Here is an 18,301-nt window from a genome sequence, read left to right as displayed (position 1 = left end):
GCACAAATCTACATGGATCGCATCCGTGTAAAGGAGACATTCTCTCATGGCTAAAATATTAGATCAGGCACGTTATAAATGTGCATTAGCTGCTATGCAGACAGTGCAATCCATTCCGGGCGCCATTCCTATACTGCACTCTGGTCCAGGTTGCGCCTCTAAATTGAACGACAACAACGGAACGAGCGGCCGCTTCAGCGCAAACATTTATCCTTGCACAAGCATCAGCGAAAAAGAAGTGGTGTTCGGCGGTTCTGACAAATTGCGTTCTACCATCAAGAATGCACTCCGCGTAATTGACGCAGATCTTTTTGTGGTGCTTTCGGGTTGCACGGGCGAAATCATTGGTGACGACATTCAAGCCGTTGCCGAAGATTTTCAGGATGAAGAAAAGCCGGTCATCTGGACAAAAACTCCGGGTTTCAAAGGCAATAATTACATCGGTCATGACTGGATTTTGAAGGGCATTTTCGAACAGTATGTACGCAAATACAAGGGCGCTCCAAAAGAGAAGGGACTTGTAAACTTGTTCGCAGGTGTACCGCAACAGGACCCGTATTGGCTCGGCAACTTGCGTGAACTCGAACGCCTTTTGCAGTCCATCGGACTCAAGACGAATACGATTTTCGGTTTCGGTCGTGGGATTGAAAACTTGCAGAAAATTCCGGCGGCAGAATACACGATTCTCGTTTCGCCGTGGGCAGGTCTCGAAAGCGCAAAGTATCTTGAAAAGGAATTCAACATTCCGCTGTTGCACTACCCAATTTTGCCGATTGGCGCTGCTGAGACGACAAAGTTTCTCCGTGCAGTTGCAGATTTCACGGGCGCAGACAAGGAACTCACTGAATCTGTCATCCAAGAAAACGAAGCCAACTTCTTCTATTACCTAGAACGTTACGCCGACACGATTCTCGAAAGCCGTATCGTGAGCAAGCGCTTCACGGTCGTGAGCGAAGCACAGTACGTAATCGCCGTGACAAAATTCCTCGTGAACGACATGGGACTTTTCCCGCAAAAGTTGTTCGTCACGGACGACACTCCGGAAGCATTCCGCGAAGCCGTCACCAAGGAAACGAACACGCTGAATTACGACATCAAGACAAATGTCGAATTCAGCACAGACGGTCACGACTTCCAGAATCAAATCCGCAAGATGGACTTTGGCGGTTCCCCGCTCATCATCGGTTCGAACTGGGAAAAGAAACTCGCTCAGGAACTGAAGGGCCACTTCGTGAACATCAGCTATCCGATGATCGAAAAGATCGTCATCAACGCTCACGTTGCAGGCTACAGCGGAGGCCTTCACTTGCTCGAAGATATTTACTCTGCAGCACTTTCCATGCTGAAAATTTAAGGAGGATCTAATGCCATTTAATTTTAAAAATGCAAACGTCGGTGTTCGCGAAAACCGTCTTGGATCCATCACTGGATTTTCTGGTGACTTGGAAACGCTCGCACACCGCTCCCAGTGCGGTTCCGTCAAGAATCGCGAACGCTGCTTTAGCCAATCCAGTTCTTGCCTTTCGGGCTGCGCTTTGGACCAGCTCATCAGTATCCGCAATGTTGCAGTCGTTTACCATGCCCCGGCCGGTTGCGTAGCGCTTGCTCAAGGTGAAGATGTCAAGTTCCGCCAGCTCGCCGAACGCATCAACGAAAAGACAAATTCCGTTTACGTCTGCACGGACTTGAACGAAAACGATACCGTCTTTGGCGCTATCGAAGCACTCCGCAAAGCAACGCAGTACACGTACGAAAAGTTCCACCCAGAAGCGATTTTCCTTTCGTCTTCTTGCGTGTCGGGCGTGATTGGTGAAGACGTTGATGGTCTCGCCGATGAACTTGCCGACGAATACGACATTCCTATCATACCGATCCATTGCGAAGGTTTCAAGAGCCGCATTTGGGCAAGTGGTTTCGATATCGCTGACCACGCCGTTTTACAGGGCATCGTGAAGCCGCCTGAGAAGAAGAACAACAAGATTATCTTCAAGAACTTCTTCGAAAGCGCTCGCCCGCAGATTACGGAACTTTTCAAGGAAATCGGTGCAGAACCGCAATTTGTTTATTGTAACTCCACTGTCGAAGAACTTTCGCACTTGAGCGAAGCCCAGGCAATGGTTTGCATTTGCGGTACGCTCGGCACTTACCTCGGCAACGCACTCGAAGAAACTTACGGTGTTCCGTACGTGCGTACAATTAACCCGAACGGCATCAGCGGTTTTGAAACTTGGTTCCGCGCTATCGGCAAGACGATTGGCAAGGAAGCCGAAGTGGAACGCTACATCGAAAAGCAGCGCGCCATTTACCTGCCGCAAATCGAAGAAGTCAAGAGAGAACTCAAGGGTCTCCGCGCCGTGATCGGTATGGGTCCGGGCTACACCTACGAAGTCACCCGCGTTTTGCAGGAACTCGGCATGGAAGTAGTTTACGGCCTCGCTTGGCATTACGACTACAAGTATGATAACGGTCAGGTTCCGCCTGCACTCGAACATTTGCTCAAGACATCTCCGAAGGGACTCAAGCTCTCCGTGGCTGACCAGCAGAACTACGAAGTGCTCAGCATTTTGAACCACTTCAAACCGGACATTTACTTTAGCCGTCACCCGGGTACAACCGTGTGGGCAATTAAGCAAGGTTACGCAGCACTCTTCGTCGCTGACGAATACATGATTTTCGGTTATGAGGGAACGCTCCGATTTGCAAAGAGCATCTTGGACACCATCAAGAACCGCAGCTTTGAAAAGAGCCTTGCCGCCCGTATCAAGTTGCCTTATACCAAGTGGTGGTACGAACAGGAAACCGATAAATTCTTGAAGCCGGAAGGCACAAGATAACGCGTTAAATTAAAGTCCGCTACCTCGTTTCCTTAGGCGTGGACGCTCCCGTGAGAGTAATCTCGCGGGAGTTTTTCTTTTAATACACATATCTGTCATTCCCGCCCCAGAGCGGGAATTTCCTTTTATAGAAGCATTCTATAACACTCAATACCGTGATTAAATTACAACAAACTATTTCTTTAGGTTTTACATTTTCACAGATAAAAAAACTTTGATTTGGCGTAAGTGATTTTTACTTTTTGATGGTCAAAAGTCACGAGGTTTCAATGTCGAATATTCACCATTCCATTACAGAACTTATTGGGCATACGCCACTTCTTGAGCTTCATAATTTTGAAAAGAAGCACAACGCAAAAGCCCATATTCTCGCCAAGCTCGAATATTTCAACGCTACAGGTTCTGTCAAGGACCGCGCAGCCCTCAGCATGATCGAAGAAGCCGAACGCACCGGCAAATTGAAACCGGGTGGAGAAATTGTAGATCTCACGAGTGGCAACACGGGCATCGCCCTCGCCGCTATCGCAGCCGCTAAAGGTTACAAAGTCACGATTTTCTTTGAATCAGGCGGTTCCAAGGAACGCGTTCAGGTCATCAAGACATACGGCGCACAGCTTTTTGATTACGAAGATATTCCCGAATTGAAAAAAGCTCTTGAAGACGGCACAATTTCAGACAATATCGTCATTGACGCCATCACAAAATACACTAAAGAACACAACGCATTTTTCATCAACCAGTGCGAAAACGAATACAACCCGCTCGCCCACTACAACACAACCGGGCCTGAAATTTGGGAAGACACCGATGGGAACGTAGACTTTGTCGTTTCGATGGCAGGTACGGGCGGCACATTGAACGGACTTTCGAGATATTTCCGCGAGAAAAATCCGAACGTAAAAATCGTAGGTGTACAAGCCACTCCTGATTCGAGATTCTTTACGCCGCTTTCCAAAGAACATGGCGTAATCGATGGCGTCGCCCCGTTTGCCAATGTCGATGCTCCGCCGTCGTTCCTGACCGATTCTTCCATTTACGACGAATACATCGAAGTTTCTACGTTGCAGGCGACAGCTGTTGCGCACGAGCTTGCCGAACACGAAGGTCTTTTCCTCGGCACATCAGGTGCAGCAGGCATTTACGCCGCTTCCATCATTGCGGCCCGCCCCGAAAACGAAGGCAAGAACATCGTTGTCATCACCGCCGATAACGGTTTCAAGTATTTGTCTACAAAGGTTTACGCCTTGAAGAAATAACTCCTATAATCTTTACCTATTGCCCCCAATATTCATAGAAAATTAAGGACAAACTTTTTTCAATTATTTTGAAAATCCACCTCCGCAAAGCCTTTGAGAACGGAAATGCGGTTTTTAATTTTAAGCCCATCGCAAGGAAACGATAAAAAGCGGATCAAACAAAAAACGATCCACCCTCAAATTCAAAAGGATAAGACCGCAGAAACGATTCAAATTCAGTTGATAAAAATGGAGGTCATCTTCAGTACGTATGCCTCTTAAAATCAACCAAGCCGTTTGTATGGAGAATCCCGCTCAGCAGCGGGCATGACAATCCCAAAGTGAGCATTATAACGACAATGCACACGCCATAAAATCTAAGGAGTTTATTCAATGAATTTTAACGTAAAGAAAATCGCATTTGCAATCGCCCTTGCAACCGCCAGTTCATTTGCCGCATGGGACTACTACAACATTCCAGAAGAGCACCACGGCGAAGCCCGCGTACGCGCCCATTACTGGTACAACGGAGATTTCCATTCTACGGATTTCGACGTTGACGCCCGTTTCACAGTCGTTAAAGGCTTGGAAATCAGCCTCCAGAATCTTGGCTATCAGTTCTTCGCCAACGACCATGACGGAGCCAGTGGCAACAATGGCTTCAAAGACATTACTGTCGGCCTCAAGTACGCTTTCGACCCTAACTTATACGCCTTCATCGATGCCAACATCCCTACAGGCGCAGACGAAGTCACGAATAACGAATTCAGTCTCAAGACTGGCGTTCAGTGGCACTTGCCCATCACCGAACAATTCGGCATCGGCAATGAATTCGCATTGACGTTTCCCTTTAAGCACGATGGCGGCCAGCATGGCGGAATTACCGCAGACTACGGATTTGAATTCTATTACGCTTTCAAATCTGGTTTTACGCCGTTTACGGGCTGGGTTTTTACAAGCCAGTTGACAGACGGCAGAGATGCCGATAAAAAGAAGTCTGGAACAGGTTCCTCCAATGTTTCGTTCTGGGCCGGAAGTTCTTACGCCGTAAACAAACATGTGACTCTGACCTTGTTCACCGACATTGAATACGCCGCTCACGGAGCCTACTATTCCGGCTACATATTCCAGACCACTTTCGCTTTCTAAATCTCAAAAGGATCAGACAATGAATTTCAAAAGCATCATCAAAACAGCATTCGTCTCTACACTCATCTTCGGCGTGACTAGCGTTTTCGCAGAATTCAAGCCCGTCCGAATCGCCCACTACACGGGTGTGTTGTGTAGCGCCCCGGTTCACGTCGCTTGGCTCAAGGGCTACCTTGATGAAGAATTCAAGAAGATTGGGCAGAAGTACGAAATGGTCCCTGTGAACGCCGAAAAGAATTCCATCAACGAACTCATCGTCGCAAACAAAGTCGATGCAGGGAACGACCTCTTGGCAACGGAATTGCAGCCGATCCAGAACGGACTTCCGATTACATTCGTGATTGGTGTCCATACCGGCTGTACAAAATTCTACGTGACAAAGAATTCCGCCATTCAAAACCTCAATGCTTTGAAAGGCAGAAAGACCAAGGTGGGCGTCATCGGTTTGTCCGACAGTTCCGTGATGTCTTTTAGGCGTAAACTCCGCGACTTGGGTATCGTCGCCGACGGCCCGGAAGCCGACGTGGAATTCATCGTCTATGGCGCAAGCGACTTGCCGATTGCCCTCGAAAAAGGCGCAGTTGACGTGATTGCATTGCACGACCCGACCGCAGCCACCGCAGAAGAACAGTACGGTTTCAAGAAGTTGCTCGACACTTCTACCGACCCGAAATTCGCCCCGGAATACTGCTGTGTCGCATTCGTGAGCCTCAAGCTCTGGAAAGAAAATCCTGAAGGTGCCGCCGCTTACACGCGCGCCGTTGCTCGCGGTTCCGCATTCGTCGCCGCCAACCCACAAGAAGCCGCAAGACTCCAACTTTCCAAGGATGTCGTCGCCGGCAATCAGGAATTCAACGCCAAGTTGCTTGAAAGCTACGGTCACATTCCGTCTCGCAAGGCCGCGCGCCGCACGTTCAAAATTGTCGCTACAGAACTCCAGCAAACAGGCGTTCTCAAGGCAAAGCTGAACATCGAAAAGTTCATCAACAAGCATTTCGCAGACTTCGAAGCCAAGGGAATCAAGATTCCTGACGGCTACATCTACGATGCAAAAACAGACAAATTTACAGAGACTTTCGAAGAGCCTAAGTCTCTAACTAAGAATATATAACAATAAACTCTACAAGAAATCACTGGATCCTGCTCCTACGAACCTAACTCAACTAAGTCAACAAGTTGACAAGTTTCGTATATCACTACGTTCAGGATGACAATGTAGAGTAAAACTTTTAAAAAAAGAGGTAACGATGTCCAATATTCACCATTCTATCACCGAACTTGTCGGTCATACCCCTCTCCTCGAACTCCACAACTTCGAGAAAAATCACAACGCCAAGGCACACATTCTCGCGAAGCTCGAATACTTCAACCCATCCGGCTCCGTGAAGGACCGCGCCGCCCTCAGAATGATTGAAGAAGCCGAACGCGAAGGCAAGCTCAAGCCGGGTGGAGAAATTGTCGAAATCACAAGCGGTAACACGGGCATCGGCCTTGCCGCTATCGCAGCCGCCAAGGGCTACAAGCTTACTGTTTTCTTTGAACCGGGTGGTTCTGAAGAACGCGTACAAGTGATCAAGACCTACGGTGCAACGCTCCTCGGTTACGATTCCCTCCCGAACGTAAGCAAGCTCCTGAAGGAAGGCTCCTTCTCTGTCGCCGTCTTGCTCTCCGACGTTCGCAAGTACGCCGAAGAACACAACGCATTCTTCATCAACCAGATTGAAAACGAAAACAACCCGCTCGCCCATTACTACACCACCGGCCCGGAAATCGTTGCCGATACGGATGGCAAGGTAGATTTCATCGTTTCCATGGCGGGTACGGGCGGTACGCTCAACGGTCTTTCCAAGTACTTCCGCGAACACAATCCGAACGTGAAAATCGTCGGTGTGCAGGCCACTCCGGATTCCCGCTTCTTCACTCCGGAAGCCGAAGAACACGGCGTGATCGATGGCGTCGCCCCGTTCGCAAACGTCCCGGAACCGCCTCCTCTACTGAACGATTCTTCAATCTATGACGAATACATCGAAGTCTCTACGCTCCAGGCTACAGGCGTTGCCCACGAACTTGCCGAACACGAAGGCGTGTTCCTCGGAACCTCTGGCGCAGCAGGCATCTACGCAGCATCCATCGTTGCTGCCCGCCCGGAAAACGAGGGCAAGAACGTTGTCGTCATTACCGCAGACAACGGCTTCAAATACCTCTCCACCAAGGTTTACGCATTGAAGAAGTAAGACTCACTGCGTTTGGCTCCTTCCCGAAACCTCACATGGGAGGGGGCCATTTTTTTTTCAAAGCGACTGTTATACAAAGGAGACGAAATGATTAGCATTCTAAAAAGATTTTTGCCGTTTCTAGGCACTGTTATCGCGTTTCTCGTCCACGTGCTGATTGAAGACGACATTGAACACCCCGAAGCCGAAGACACTTATTACAGCTACTTTCTGTATTTTTTCTTGACCGTCACATTTATTATTGGCGGAGTCTCCTTCTTTTTGAAAAATTTCAGAGCGAAGCTTGAACATTCCGGCCCGTTTTGGGGCGGCGTCGGCGTTGTTGTCGCCATTATCGATATCGCCATCGGCAAGTACGCTCTTTTGCCCGTTTTGTTCTTCCCGAAATACGACAACATTTTGGCGATGTTCTTCGAAGGCTACGACATCATCCTGAAATGCATTTGGCACTCTACAAAGCTATTGGTTTTAGGATTTGTGTATGGCTCCGTCATCGGATTTATCACAGGCGTTTTTCTCGGCTTCAGCAAAAAATTCAATTACTGGGTGAATCCCTACATCAAGCTCATCGGCCCTATTCCCGCTACAATCTGGATCCCGATTTCACTCACAATTTTCCCGACGCCCTTTGGCGCAAGCGTCTTCATTGTCGCACTTTCCGTATGGTTCTCGGTCGCATTGATGACAAGTTCTGCAATCCAGAGCGTCCCGAAAGCATACTTTGAAGTTTCACGCACACTCGGCGCAAGCGGTGCATTCCAGGTATTCCGCGTCGGCATCCCGGCTGCGATGCCCTCGATTTTCCTCGGCGTTTTCTACGGCATCATCAACGCATTTTTGGCACTCATGACCGCCGAAATGTTCGGTGCCAAATATGGTATCGGCTGGTACATCTCCTGGCAAAAAGCAATGCTCGTCTACAGCGGCGTTTACGCAGGCATTATCGTCATCGCCGTTTACTGCATGCTCATCCTCACACTTCTCTTCAAGTTCCGCGATAAAGTTTTGAATTGGCAAAAGGGTACGTTAAAATGGTAACAGAAAATAAAGAACAGTTAAAAGGAGCAATTCACATTGAAAACCTCGTCAAGACATTTATTAGCAACGAGGGCGAGACCGTTACCGCTTTAAACGGCGTCAATCTTGATATTCCTCCTGGAAGTTTTGTCAGCTTGATTGGACCTTCTGGCTGCGGAAAGACAACGCTCTTGCGACAAATCGCAGGACTTGCCACACCCACTTCTGGCGGAGTTTTTGTCGATGGCAAAAAAGTCACAAAGCCCGGAGCCGACCGCGGTTTTGCATTCCAGCAAGCAACGCTTTTCCCGTGGCTCAACATCCGCGACAATATCGCGCTCGGCCTAAAGACCCGCCACATCTACAAGGAACACAAGCAGGACGTTGACGAATTCATCGAAACCGTTGGCCTCAAGGGTTTTGAAAAATCGTATCCGCACGAACTTTCGGGCGGCATGAATCAACGCGCAAGCCTTGCAAGAGCACTTGTCGGGCACCCGAACATTCTGCTTTTGGACGAGCCGCTCGGTGCATTGGACGCATTTACGCGCATGGCCATGCAAGATGAAATCCATAGACTTTGGGAAAAGTACAAGACAACAATGGTGATGGTCACGCACGATGTCGATGAAGCGCTCTACCTCAGCAATTACGTCGTCGTAATGAAGGCCCGCCCGTCAAAAATCGAGCAGGTCATCCATATCGATTTGCCATTCCCGAGAATCCGCACGCAAGACACATTCATCTTGTACCGCAAAAAGATTCTTGAAATCCTGAACTTTGCAGGAAAGATTCCAGAACCGGAATACTACTTGTAAAAAACATTGACAAAAAAAACTCCGCTATAGTAAAATCCTATAAAACATACTAGAAATAATGTATTGGACAAAGCTATAGCGAACTTCTATATTTTACCGCGTATGCAATCGGAAGAACGAAATTTAGATTTTGATACCGTTATTGATCGTCGCCATACGAAAAGCATCAAGTACGACTTCTTTGTAGAACGCGGACTTGTGAAACCCGGCGACGACGCAAGCGGCATTCTTCCGCTTTGGATTGCGGACATGGATTTTAAGACAAGTTCATTCGTTCAGGACGCATTGATCCGTACCGCAGAACATGGAATTTTCGGCTACAGTGAAACGCAAGAAGATTACTTCCGCATTCTTCAGGATTTTTATCGCCGCCATCACAATTACGAAATCGAAAGCCCGCGCTGGGTCATAAAAACGCCCGGCGTGATGTTTGCCATCGGCATGGCCGTGAAAGCATTCACAAACGTCGGCGATACGGTACTCATACAGCAGCCGGTCTACATGCACTTCGTTGATGTGATTGAATTCAACGAACGAAAAGTCGTGAGCAACGATCTCGTATATGGCGAAGACGGCCGCTATCATATTGACTTTGAGGATTTTGAAAAGAAGATTGTCGAAAACAACATCAAGCTTTTTTTGCTTTGCAGCCCGCACAACCCCGTTTGCCGCGTCTGGACCCGCGAAGAGCTTTTGCGCATCGGCGAGATTTGCCTAAAGCACCACGTCCTCGTCGTAAGCGACGAGATCCACAGTGACTTTGTCTTTGAAGGTACTCACACCGTATTCGGTTCCCTCAGCGAAGAAATCGCAGACAATTCCATAATCGTTACCGCACCGACAAAAACGTTCAACTTGGCCGGTGTCCAGATTTCTCACACCTTCGTGAAAAATCCTACAATTCGACGAGCGCTCCGCTACCAGATCAATGCAACAGGCTACAGCCAAGTCAGCATTCAGGGAATCGTCTCTGCCGAAGCAGCCTATTCCAAGGGCGACGTCTGGCTCGATGCCCTCCTCAAGTATATCAAGGGAAACATTGATTATACAGACAAATTTATTCGTGAAAAATTAGAAGGCGTCAAGCTCTTGCCAATGGAAGCGACATATCTTGCTTGGCTAGACTTTAACGGCACCGGACTTTCGAGTGAACAGGTTGACAGTCTCGTCCTCCGCAAAGCAAAGCTCTGGCTCAACAGCGGCTCAAAATTCGGAAAGACCGGCGCAGGGTTCCAGCGTTTAAACATTGCGTGTCCACGAAGTACACTCGCGGAGGCTCTCAACAGATTAAAAGTTGCGCTTGATTCTATCAAATAGAAGCAACGAGAGCCCCCGGGATGCTTAGAATCCACCTGGGGGTTCTTCTTTTTTTAATATTCCTACTATACGTATAGGATAAGACCGCTAAATTTCTTATATTTACCACAAGCACTCCCAATGGAGATTCCCGATCACGTCGGGAATGACAAATCAAAGAAAGGATATAAACAGAACATGACACTACAACAATTACGTTACGCCATCGGGATTGCAAAAGCAGGCTCCTTCAACAAGGCCGCCGAATCCTTGTTCATATCCCAACCGTCGCTCACGACAGCCATCCGCGAACTCGAAGATGAAATCGGCATAACCGTTTTCAACCGCACAAGCCGCGGCATCACGCTCACGCCCGAAGGCGAAGAATTCATCGCCCGCGCGAACGAACTTTACAACCATTACGAGTCCGTTCTCGAACGCTACAGCAAGGAAGAACAGAAGAAGAAGCGTTTCGCCGTTTCGACGCAGCACTATTCCTTCGCCGTCAAGTCCTTCGTGAACATGGCCAAGAAGTTCAACATCGATGATTACGAATTCGCTATCCGCGAAACAAAGACCAAAGAAGTCATCGATGACGTGACGAGCCTCCGCAGTGAAATCGGAATCATCTACTTGAGTGATTTCAACCGCAAGTACATCACATATCTGCTCAAGGAACACGATCTCGTTTTCCAGAAGCTGATTGATTGTAAGGCTTACGCCTACATGTGGAAAAACAATCCGCTCGCGAACAAGCCTTACGTGAATCTCGAAGACCTTTCGGATTATCCGTGCCTTTCTTTTGAACAGGGCGAAAGCGGCAACTATTACTTCGCCGAAGAAATCTTGAGTACAAACGAGTACCACAAAACCATTAAGGCAAATGACCGCGCTACAATGCTCAACTTGATGGTGGGTCTCAACGGTTACACGCTTTGCTCCGGCATCATTAGCGAAGAAATCAACGGTTCCGATTACGTTGCCGTGCCGTTCAAGGATGCGAAAGGCGAAGACGACCGTTCGATGGAAATCGGCTACATCACCAAAAAGAACTTTATGCTCAGCACCATCTGCCGCATTTACATCCGCGAGATGGAAGAATACCTCAAGGCATACACCGCCGAGCACAATCCAAACGCATAACACACGCGTACAAACTCATTGCACCACGCCCATCATCCCCGATGGGCGTTTTTACGTTTTTATCATGCCCGTCCATTAATCTGTCATGCCCGCCACCGAGCGGGCATCTCCATACACGTCTTATTATAGCAAAAAGCTATAAAACACGCTAAAAATAAAGTATTGGACAAACTCATATTTGCCTTCTATATTTGGCATCGAACAAAAGCACAAAGTCAACTAGGAGGTCATTATGAAACAAGGTATTTTATTCGGCGCAACAGCAATTGCATTTGGCGTTCTCGTTTCGCTACTTTCATTTGTTCTGCTCCCATTTTGCTCGGGTCATGGAGACATGATCATGCGCTGCCAAAAGACCTCCAGTGTTGACGGCATCATCGGCATTGTCATCGCGATTTTCGGCATTGCCTATATCGCCATTCCGAAGGCACAAAAGGTTTTATCGGCAGCAGTGATTGCAGGCGGTGTATTCACAGCCCTTGTGCCCGCCGTGATCGTAGGCGTTTGCGCAGCACCCCACATGCATTGTCATTCCATTTCTTCCCCGGTTTTGCAAATCACAGGAATCATCATTGCGCTCGTTGGAATCGCCAACAGCATTTACTTATTGAATCGCAGTATAACGCGACAGGAGACTTTAAATGAATCAAATCATACTTAGAATTATTTATACAAACTTTTGGCGTCATCCGTTCCGAAGCATTGGACTTGTCATCTTAACCGCAGTCGCTTCGGCAACACTTTTATCGAGCGCTCTTTTTTCTGAAAGCCTTGACGCCGGCCTGGAGCAGCTTTCATCGCGCATGGGCGCAGACTTGCTCATCGTCCCGTACGGCAGCGAAGCAAAAGACCAACCCGTTCTATTGCAAGGCGAATTAAGCCATCGTACGCTCCCCCGAGAAATTCTCGAATTCACTCGAAAAACTCCAGGAATCAAAATTGCCACATCGCAATTTTATTTTTCCACGCTCGGATCTAGCTGCTGCGATAAAAAAGTCAACATCATCGGTTTCGATTCCAAGACCGATTTTACCATCAAGCCGTGGATTCGCAAAACATACAAGAAAGACTTTCCCATTGGTTCTGTAATCGCGGGTAGCGACATTCAAGTCGATGAATCCGGGAAAATCAAGTTCTTCGATCAGGAATTTACTGTCGTAGCACACCTAGAACGCATGGGTAATAAGCTTGACCAAGCCATTTTTGCCGATGTCGGGACCATCGAAATCTTGCAGAAAGCAGCGAAAGAAAAAGGTATCAACTTCATTTCCGAAGGCGAACCTTCCGCGATTCTTGCGAATCTCGAAAAAGGCGCAGACTTTGAAAAAATATCGCAGACGCTTCACGAGAAATTCGACAACATCCACGTGATTCCGCGCAAGGACTTATTCGATACCGTCATCGCCACGGCAAGCTCTTTCAAGATCATCGTCTGGGTAATCGCCGTATTTTTCTTGATTGTTGCCATCGCCGCCGTTTCCATCGCTTTCTCGATTTCTACAAACGAGCGCAAGCGCGAATTTGCAACGCTCCGCGTCATTGGATTCACGCAAAAGAGATTGGAACACATCGTCCTTGGAGAATCACTGCTAGCAACCATCATCGGCACTGTCGTGGGCACGTTCATCAGCGTATTTGCAACGCTATCGTTCCGTGTGTTCATTATCGACAGTTTATCCGTACCGTTCTTGCTTCCGAGCGCACTAACCATTTTTGCGATTATCATCGCTGCAATATTCATTCCCACAATCACAGGCACAGGAGCCGCCTATCGAATAGCTAAACAAGTTGGCCGTCTAGATGTTTACTCGGCTTTAAAGGAGGAAACTTAATGATACTCAATGGTAACAACATTACAAAAGAATATACCCGACGCGGTGAAAAGTTCCCTGCCGTCAACAACGCCGATTTTTTCGCCTGGTCAGGCGATTACACGGTCATCTTCGGAGAATCCGGGAGCGGCAAGAGTACGCTTTTGAACGCCCTCGCAGGCATCAGCGCACCCACTTCAGGCAGCATCGTCATTGACGGGCAGCCACTCTACACCTTGAATGACGAAGACCGTTCAAAGTTACGCAACGAGCGCATCGGCTACATTCCGCAAAACGCAGCCTGCCTGCCCGCATTCACCGTGACCGAAAACATCGAACTTGCGGCAAGCCTTTACAAACGCCGCATTGACAAAGAGCAAATCCAGAGTCTCCTCAAAAAGCTCGGCATCGCTCATTTGGCAAACGAATACCCCGCCAACTTATCGGGCGGAGAACTCCGTCGCGTTGCCATCGCGCGTGCGCTTGTCAACAATCCCGATTTGATTATCGCCGATGAACCGACAAGCAATCTCGACGAAGACAACAGCCGCAAGGTTTTCAGTCTTTTCGGAAGGCTTGCAAAATCAGGCGCAGCAGTCATTGTCGCCACGCACGACCGATCGGCATTTGGCTACAGTAATCGCACGTACCACATGAAATCGGGAACACTCATCCCCGACATCGGAGAATACGGCAATCTCTAAAATTTCTAATTTTACAACGTCGTAAACCTGTCATGCCCGATTTAATCGGGCATCGCCTTTTCATGTCGATATGAAACTATTACTCATTTACTTCTTTGTTCTCGGTTTCATCTGCATTCGAGACTTATTTAAAGTGAAGAATTTTGACGACTACGTTGTTGCAGGTCGCAAGCAAAGCTCCCCGTTTGTATTCATGAGCCTCATGGCAACCGTCCTTGGGGCATCTGCAACGGTGGGCATTGCCGCACGTGCCGAGAGCATCGGTTTTGCCGCCTTCTGGTGGCTCGCCGTTGGAGCAATTGGGTTTTGGTTTCAAGCCGCATTTTTGAGCAAGCCCGTTCACGATCTGGACGTGCGTACGCTTCCTGAAATTGCAGAAAAGACTGTCGGGAAAACAGGTCGAAAACTCGTTGCGTTAATCATCGCCGTTTCGTGGATCGGAATCATCGCCGCACAATTTGCAGCCGTCGCAGGATTCATCGGCCTTGTGCTCGGTCACGATGCCGGGACGCAATCCGTATTGATTACCGCCGTCATTGTCATTGTCTATACGCTATTGGGCGGGCAACTTTCTGTTGTCCGTACCGACGCCTTGCAATTTGGAATTTTGACGCTCGGATTTTTCGCCGCCGCAGTTTATCTTTTCGGCGGCTTCTCGGGCGCCGAAAATGCGGCACTACAAGCCGCGGAAAATCTCGCCGCCAGCAGTTCGACAGCGGGCAACGCAGGTCTCACGACTTTCGGCAACTTCAATCTTTTGAACGAAAAGTTCGGCGCCAGCGATTTAGCCATCATGCTGTTCACTATCGGCGGAGCATACTTCCTCGGTCCCGACGTCATCTCCAGAAACCTCGTCGCTAAAGATGCAACATCGGCACGCAAAGCCGTTGTTGCGGGCAGTTTCGCCATCCTCGTCTTTAGCGTGATCATCGTTTTGCTCGGCATGTGGGCCGCCACTTACGCCCCTGCTACAGCAGGCTCCGCCACGAATCCGCTGTTCCGCCTCGCCTCCGGCGTGCTCCCGCTCCCGCTTGCAGCACTCCTTTCCGTCGGGCTTTTGTCAGCACTCCTTTCGTCGGCAGATACATGCCTTATCAATTCCGCCGCCATTTTCGGGAGCGACATTCTGAACACGCGCCGCATTTCCGTCGTGCGCATTTCAGTCGTTGTCATCGGCATTATCGCCACCTACCTTGCGCTCCAGGGCAAAGATATCATCGGGCTTTTGACAATGGCCTATTCCGTTTACACGCCAGGTATCGTCGCCCCGCTCGCAGTCGCCATTATTGCGCACAAAGAGTTCAAAGTCAAGAAAACGCTCTGGTACGCAGGCGTGATTATCGGCGGACTCTTCGGGCTCATTCCCGCGATTCTCGCTTCGACTGCAAAAATCCAAAGTCCCGCTTACTTGCCACTTGTCGGGATTGCGATATCGCTTGCGTTTGCGTTGGCAAGCTTAAAGAAAAAATAACTGGATCCTGCTCCTACGAACCTAATTCAACTAAGGCTCTAAAGAGCCTAGTTTCATATATCACACCTCCGCCGTTCAGGATGACGAGGCGCGGCATTTTCTATCAAAATAATTATAGGGAGATGCCCGCTCAAGGCGGGCATGACATAGAAAAAAGTCGCGAGGCATAAAGCCCGCGACTCTTCTGTCTACTTCTAACTTCCTACTGTCTACTAGTAAATAAAAAGCATCTCGCGATACTTCGGCAGCGGCCAAAGTTCATTCGGCACAATCTTTTCAAGGCCATCCACTTCCTTGCGGAGAGCGGCAATCGCATCGACAATGCCTTCGTGGAGTCCACCGAGAGATTTTTCCATCACGTCAATTGCGGCGAGCAAGCGGTTCATGCCTTCGCCAAGCGATTTGGCGTAACCATCAAGACCCGGGAAGCCCTGGTTGAGAGCCATTTCGTTTGTCTTGAGCGCCTTGGAGTATGCTTCGACAACAGCAGGCAAAATGATGTTCTTTGCCATGTCACGAGCGATTTCACCTTCGATATGGATGCGCTTGTGGTAATCTTCCACATTCACTTCGTAACGAGAAACCATTTCAGCACGGTTCATCACGCCATACTTCTCGAAGAGCGCAATGTTTTCTTCCTTCGTCAAAGCCTTGAGCGCTTCCATAGACGTGCGGATGTTCGGGAGGCCACGTTTTTCAGCTTCCTTCACCCAGTCTTCGGTGTAGCCATTGCCATTGTAAAGAATGCGCTTGTGTTCCTTCACGATCTTTTGCAAAATCTTTTGCAAGCCCGTGTGGAAATTCTTGTCATCAAGCTTTTCGAGCTGTTCCGAAATCATGTCGAAAGCTTCCGCGACAATCGTATTCAGGACAACGTTCGGTTCAGAGCAGCTCTGACTAGAGCCCGGTGCGCGGAATTCAAACTTGTTGCCCGTAAATGCAAACGGCGAAGTTCTGTTGCGGTCCGTAGCGTCACGCGGGAGTGGCGGGAGCGTATCAGAGCCAAGCTTCATGGCTCCGGCCTGCTTGCTAGACTTCGGCACGCCTTGTTCCAGCTGTTCAATCACGTCCATAAGCTGATCGCCGAGGTAAATGGAGATGATTGCCGGAGGAGCTTCGTGAGCACCGAGACGGTGGTCGTTACCAGCACCTGCGCAAGTCATGCGGAGCAAATCAGCATGCGTATCGACAGCGTACATGATGGCGCAAATGGCAGTGAGGAACACGGCATTCTGGTGCGGGTCCTTACCCGGATTGAGCAAGTTGCCCTTACCGTAAGAAAGGCTCCAGTTGTTGTGCTTACCAGAACCGTTCACGCCAGCAAACGGCTTTTCGTGCAACAGGCAAACAAGACCGTAGCGGTCCGCCACATTGCGGAGCGTTTCCATCACGAGCATATTGTGGTCGCAAGCGAGGTTCACTTCTTCAAAGAGCGGAGCAAGTTCGAATTGAGCCGGAGCCACTTCGTTGTGACGGGTCTTTGCCGGGATGCCGAGCTTCCACAATTCCTTTTCCACATCGTTCATAAAGTTCAAGATGCGGCTCGGAATGCTGCCAAAGTAATGGTCATTCATTTGTTGGTGCTTTGCAGGAGTTGCACCGAAAATCGTGCGGCCAGCCTGGTACAGGTCCGGGCGTTGCAGATAAAATCTCTTGTCGATGAGGAAGTATTCCTGTTCAGCGCCGAGCGTAACAGTCGTCTTCTTCGGACCAGCCTTAAAGCAAGTCATGAGGCGGCGAGTCGACTTGGAAAGAGCCTGCAAGCTGCGGAGAAGCGGAGTCTTCTTGTCGAGAGCTTCACCGGTGTAGCTGCAGAATGCGGTCGGGATGCAAAGCGTAGCACCATTGCCGTGACGCTTGATGAAAGCCGGTGAAGTCGGGTCCCAAGCGGTATAGCCGCGAGCTTCGAACGTAGAACGCAAACCACCACTCGGGAAGCTTGAAGCGTCCGGTTCGCCCACAATCAAATTCTTGCCACTGAAAGCCATAATGGCCTTGCCACCAGACGGTTCAATAAAACTGTCGTGCTTTTCGGCCGTCGACCCCGTCAAAGGCTGGAACCAATGCGTAAAGTGCGTCGCGCCGCGATCCATTGCCCAGCGCTTCATAGCGTGAGCGACATCGCCAGCGATGCTCGGATCAAGAGCCACGCCCTCGTCGATTGTTGCGAGCAACTTCTCGCAAATATCCTTCGGGAGGTAGGTGCGCATGGCATCGGCATTGAAAACGTCTTCGCCATAGAAATCGACATTCGCAGGAGCGGCAGGCATCACAGCACTCACCGGCGCCGTAGCGATATCGTAGATGGCCTTATTACGACTATTGTTCATTTTTTACCCTTAATGTTTTCGTTCAACCCGTCATTCTGAGCCACTTGTGGCGAAAAATCCAGTAAAATTGGACGATTTTTGTTTTACGAACTATAAGTTAGCAATGCTTTTACCCCTTTGCACCGTACAAAATCGCCTATTTTCGCCCCATTTCATTACATTTTTGTAAAAATATATCACTTTATTACATTTTTGTAAAACAAGAACGCAATTTATTACTATATTATTCACGTTCATCTCTCCTAGAGCTGCGTCGGGT

Annotated in this window: 15 protein-coding genes; 14 read left to right on the top strand and 1 reads right to left on the bottom strand. The window is 49.0% G+C overall.

Annotated elements, in window-relative coordinates; translation table 11 throughout:
- The first annotated feature begins 46 nt into the window (after nt 1-46).
- The 14 genes from B7990_RS11450 (at nt 47) to B7990_RS11385 (ending at nt 15,712) form a co-directional block, all read left to right on the top strand.
- A complete protein-coding gene (locus B7990_RS11450; RefSeq protein ID WP_088641073.1) occupies nt 47-1,354 on the top strand; it encodes a nitrogenase component 1 in 1,308 nt (435 codons plus the stop codon).
- A gap of 10 nt (nt 1,355-1,364) precedes the next feature.
- Nucleotides 1,365-2,834 carry a nitrogenase component 1 gene (locus B7990_RS11445; RefSeq protein ID WP_088641072.1) on the top strand — a complete coding sequence of 490 codons (1,470 nt, stop codon included), beginning with the start codon at nt 1,365-1,367 and terminating at the stop codon, nt 2,832-2,834.
- A 269-nt stretch (nt 2,835-3,103) separates the two neighbouring features.
- Nucleotides 3,104-4,090: a PLP-dependent cysteine synthase family protein gene (locus B7990_RS11440; protein ID WP_088641071.1), complete on the top strand. Its 987-nt coding sequence runs from the start codon at nt 3,104-3,106 to the stop codon at nt 4,088-4,090.
- 372 nt (nt 4,091-4,462) lie between these two features.
- Complete coding sequence (locus B7990_RS11435; protein ID WP_088641070.1) at nt 4,463-5,218, top strand: hypothetical protein; 756 nt, start codon at nt 4,463-4,465, stop codon at nt 5,216-5,218.
- A gap of 19 nt (nt 5,219-5,237) precedes the next feature.
- The gene (locus B7990_RS11430) at nt 5,238-6,329 is read left to right on the top strand and encodes an ABC transporter substrate-binding protein (RefSeq protein ID WP_088641069.1); all 1,092 of its coding nucleotides are present in this window, start codon (nt 5,238-5,240) and stop codon (nt 6,327-6,329) included.
- A gap of 136 nt (nt 6,330-6,465) precedes the next feature.
- On the top strand, nt 6,466-7,452 hold the full coding sequence (locus B7990_RS11425; RefSeq protein WP_088641068.1) for a PLP-dependent cysteine synthase family protein: 987 nt from the start codon (nt 6,466-6,468) through the stop codon (nt 7,450-7,452).
- A gap of 87 nt (nt 7,453-7,539) precedes the next feature.
- Nucleotides 7,540-8,490 (top strand): ABC transporter permease, encoded by a 951-nt coding sequence (locus tag B7990_RS11420; RefSeq protein ID WP_088641067.1) that lies wholly within the window; start codon nt 7,540-7,542, stop codon nt 8,488-8,490.
- Complete coding sequence (locus tag B7990_RS11415) at nt 8,484-9,287, top strand: ABC transporter ATP-binding protein (RefSeq protein WP_088641066.1); 804 nt, start codon at nt 8,484-8,486, stop codon at nt 9,285-9,287. The genes B7990_RS11420 and B7990_RS11415 overlap by 7 nt, the downstream gene beginning before the upstream one ends.
- Before the next feature lie 102 nt (nt 9,288-9,389).
- Nucleotides 9,390-10,604, top strand: a complete 1,215-nt coding sequence (locus B7990_RS11410) for a MalY/PatB family protein (RefSeq protein ID WP_088641065.1) — start codon at nt 9,390-9,392, stop codon at nt 10,602-10,604.
- A 177-nt stretch (nt 10,605-10,781) separates the two neighbouring features.
- Nucleotides 10,782-11,726, top strand: a complete 945-nt coding sequence (locus B7990_RS11405) for a LysR family transcriptional regulator (RefSeq protein ID WP_014545834.1) — start codon at nt 10,782-10,784, stop codon at nt 11,724-11,726.
- Nucleotides 11,727-11,958: 232 nt separating this feature from the next.
- A complete protein-coding gene (locus B7990_RS11400; protein WP_088641064.1) occupies nt 11,959-12,387 on the top strand; it encodes a DUF4418 family protein in 429 nt (142 codons plus the stop codon).
- Nucleotides 12,368-13,558 carry an ABC transporter permease gene (locus B7990_RS11395; RefSeq protein WP_088641063.1) on the top strand — a complete coding sequence of 397 codons (1,191 nt, stop codon included), beginning with the start codon at nt 12,368-12,370 and terminating at the stop codon, nt 13,556-13,558. Before B7990_RS11400 ends, B7990_RS11395 begins: the two co-directional genes overlap by 20 nt.
- On the top strand, nt 13,558-14,241 hold the full coding sequence (locus B7990_RS11390; protein ID WP_088641062.1) for an ABC transporter ATP-binding protein: 684 nt from the start codon (nt 13,558-13,560) through the stop codon (nt 14,239-14,241). Before B7990_RS11395 ends, B7990_RS11390 begins: the two co-directional genes overlap by 1 nt.
- A 70-nt stretch (nt 14,242-14,311) precedes the next feature.
- A complete protein-coding gene (locus B7990_RS11385; RefSeq protein WP_088641061.1) occupies nt 14,312-15,712 on the top strand; it encodes a sodium:solute symporter in 1,401 nt (466 codons plus the stop codon).
- A 212-nt stretch (nt 15,713-15,924) separates the two neighbouring features.
- Here B7990_RS11385 and B7990_RS11380 read toward each other — a convergent pair whose 3' ends face one another.
- Complete coding sequence (locus tag B7990_RS11380; protein WP_173468109.1) at nt 15,925-17,982, bottom strand: glutamine synthetase III; 2,058 nt, start codon at nt 17,980-17,982, stop codon at nt 15,925-15,927.
- Between the last annotated feature and the right edge of the window lie 319 nt (nt 17,983-18,301).

Origin of the sequence: Fibrobacter sp. UWB4, assembly GCF_002210345.1 — a bacterium.
GTDB lineage: Bacteria > Fibrobacterota > Fibrobacteria > Fibrobacterales > Fibrobacteraceae > Fibrobacter.
This window is presented reverse-complemented; position numbering and strand designations above follow the sequence as displayed.

What these genes read in the sequence shown, in the direction of transcription:
- B7990_RS11400 (WP_088641064.1), top strand. Translation starts at nt 11,959, where the DNA reads ATGAAACAAGGTATTTTATTCGGCGCAACAGCAATTGCATTTGGCGTT.
- B7990_RS11415 (WP_088641066.1), top strand. Translation starts at nt 8,484, where the DNA reads ATGGTAACAGAAAATAAAGAACAGTTAAAAGGAGCAATTCACATTGAA.
- B7990_RS11440 (WP_088641071.1), top strand. Translation starts at nt 3,104, where the DNA reads ATGTCGAATATTCACCATTCCATTACAGAACTTATTGGGCATACGCCA.
- B7990_RS11380 (WP_173468109.1), bottom strand. Translation starts at nt 17,982, where the DNA reads ATGCCTGCCGCTCCTGCGAATGTCGATTTCTATGGCGAAGACGTTTTC.
- B7990_RS11430 (WP_088641069.1), top strand. Translation starts at nt 5,238, where the DNA reads ATGAATTTCAAAAGCATCATCAAAACAGCATTCGTCTCTACACTCATC.
- B7990_RS11395 (WP_088641063.1), top strand. Translation starts at nt 12,368, where the DNA reads ATGAATCAAATCATACTTAGAATTATTTATACAAACTTTTGGCGTCAT.
- B7990_RS11445 (WP_088641072.1), top strand. Translation starts at nt 1,365, where the DNA reads ATGCCATTTAATTTTAAAAATGCAAACGTCGGTGTTCGCGAAAACCGT.
- B7990_RS11405 (WP_014545834.1), top strand. Translation starts at nt 10,782, where the DNA reads ATGACACTACAACAATTACGTTACGCCATCGGGATTGCAAAAGCAGGC.
- B7990_RS11425 (WP_088641068.1), top strand. Translation starts at nt 6,466, where the DNA reads ATGTCCAATATTCACCATTCTATCACCGAACTTGTCGGTCATACCCCT.
- B7990_RS11450 (WP_088641073.1), top strand. Translation starts at nt 47, where the DNA reads ATGGCTAAAATATTAGATCAGGCACGTTATAAATGTGCATTAGCTGCT.
- B7990_RS11420 (WP_088641067.1), top strand. Translation starts at nt 7,540, where the DNA reads ATGATTAGCATTCTAAAAAGATTTTTGCCGTTTCTAGGCACTGTTATC.
- B7990_RS11390 (WP_088641062.1), top strand. Translation starts at nt 13,558, where the DNA reads ATGATACTCAATGGTAACAACATTACAAAAGAATATACCCGACGCGGT.
- B7990_RS11410 (WP_088641065.1), top strand. Translation starts at nt 9,390, where the DNA reads ATGCAATCGGAAGAACGAAATTTAGATTTTGATACCGTTATTGATCGT.
- B7990_RS11385 (WP_088641061.1), top strand. Translation starts at nt 14,312, where the DNA reads ATGAAACTATTACTCATTTACTTCTTTGTTCTCGGTTTCATCTGCATT.
- B7990_RS11435 (WP_088641070.1), top strand. Translation starts at nt 4,463, where the DNA reads ATGAATTTTAACGTAAAGAAAATCGCATTTGCAATCGCCCTTGCAACC.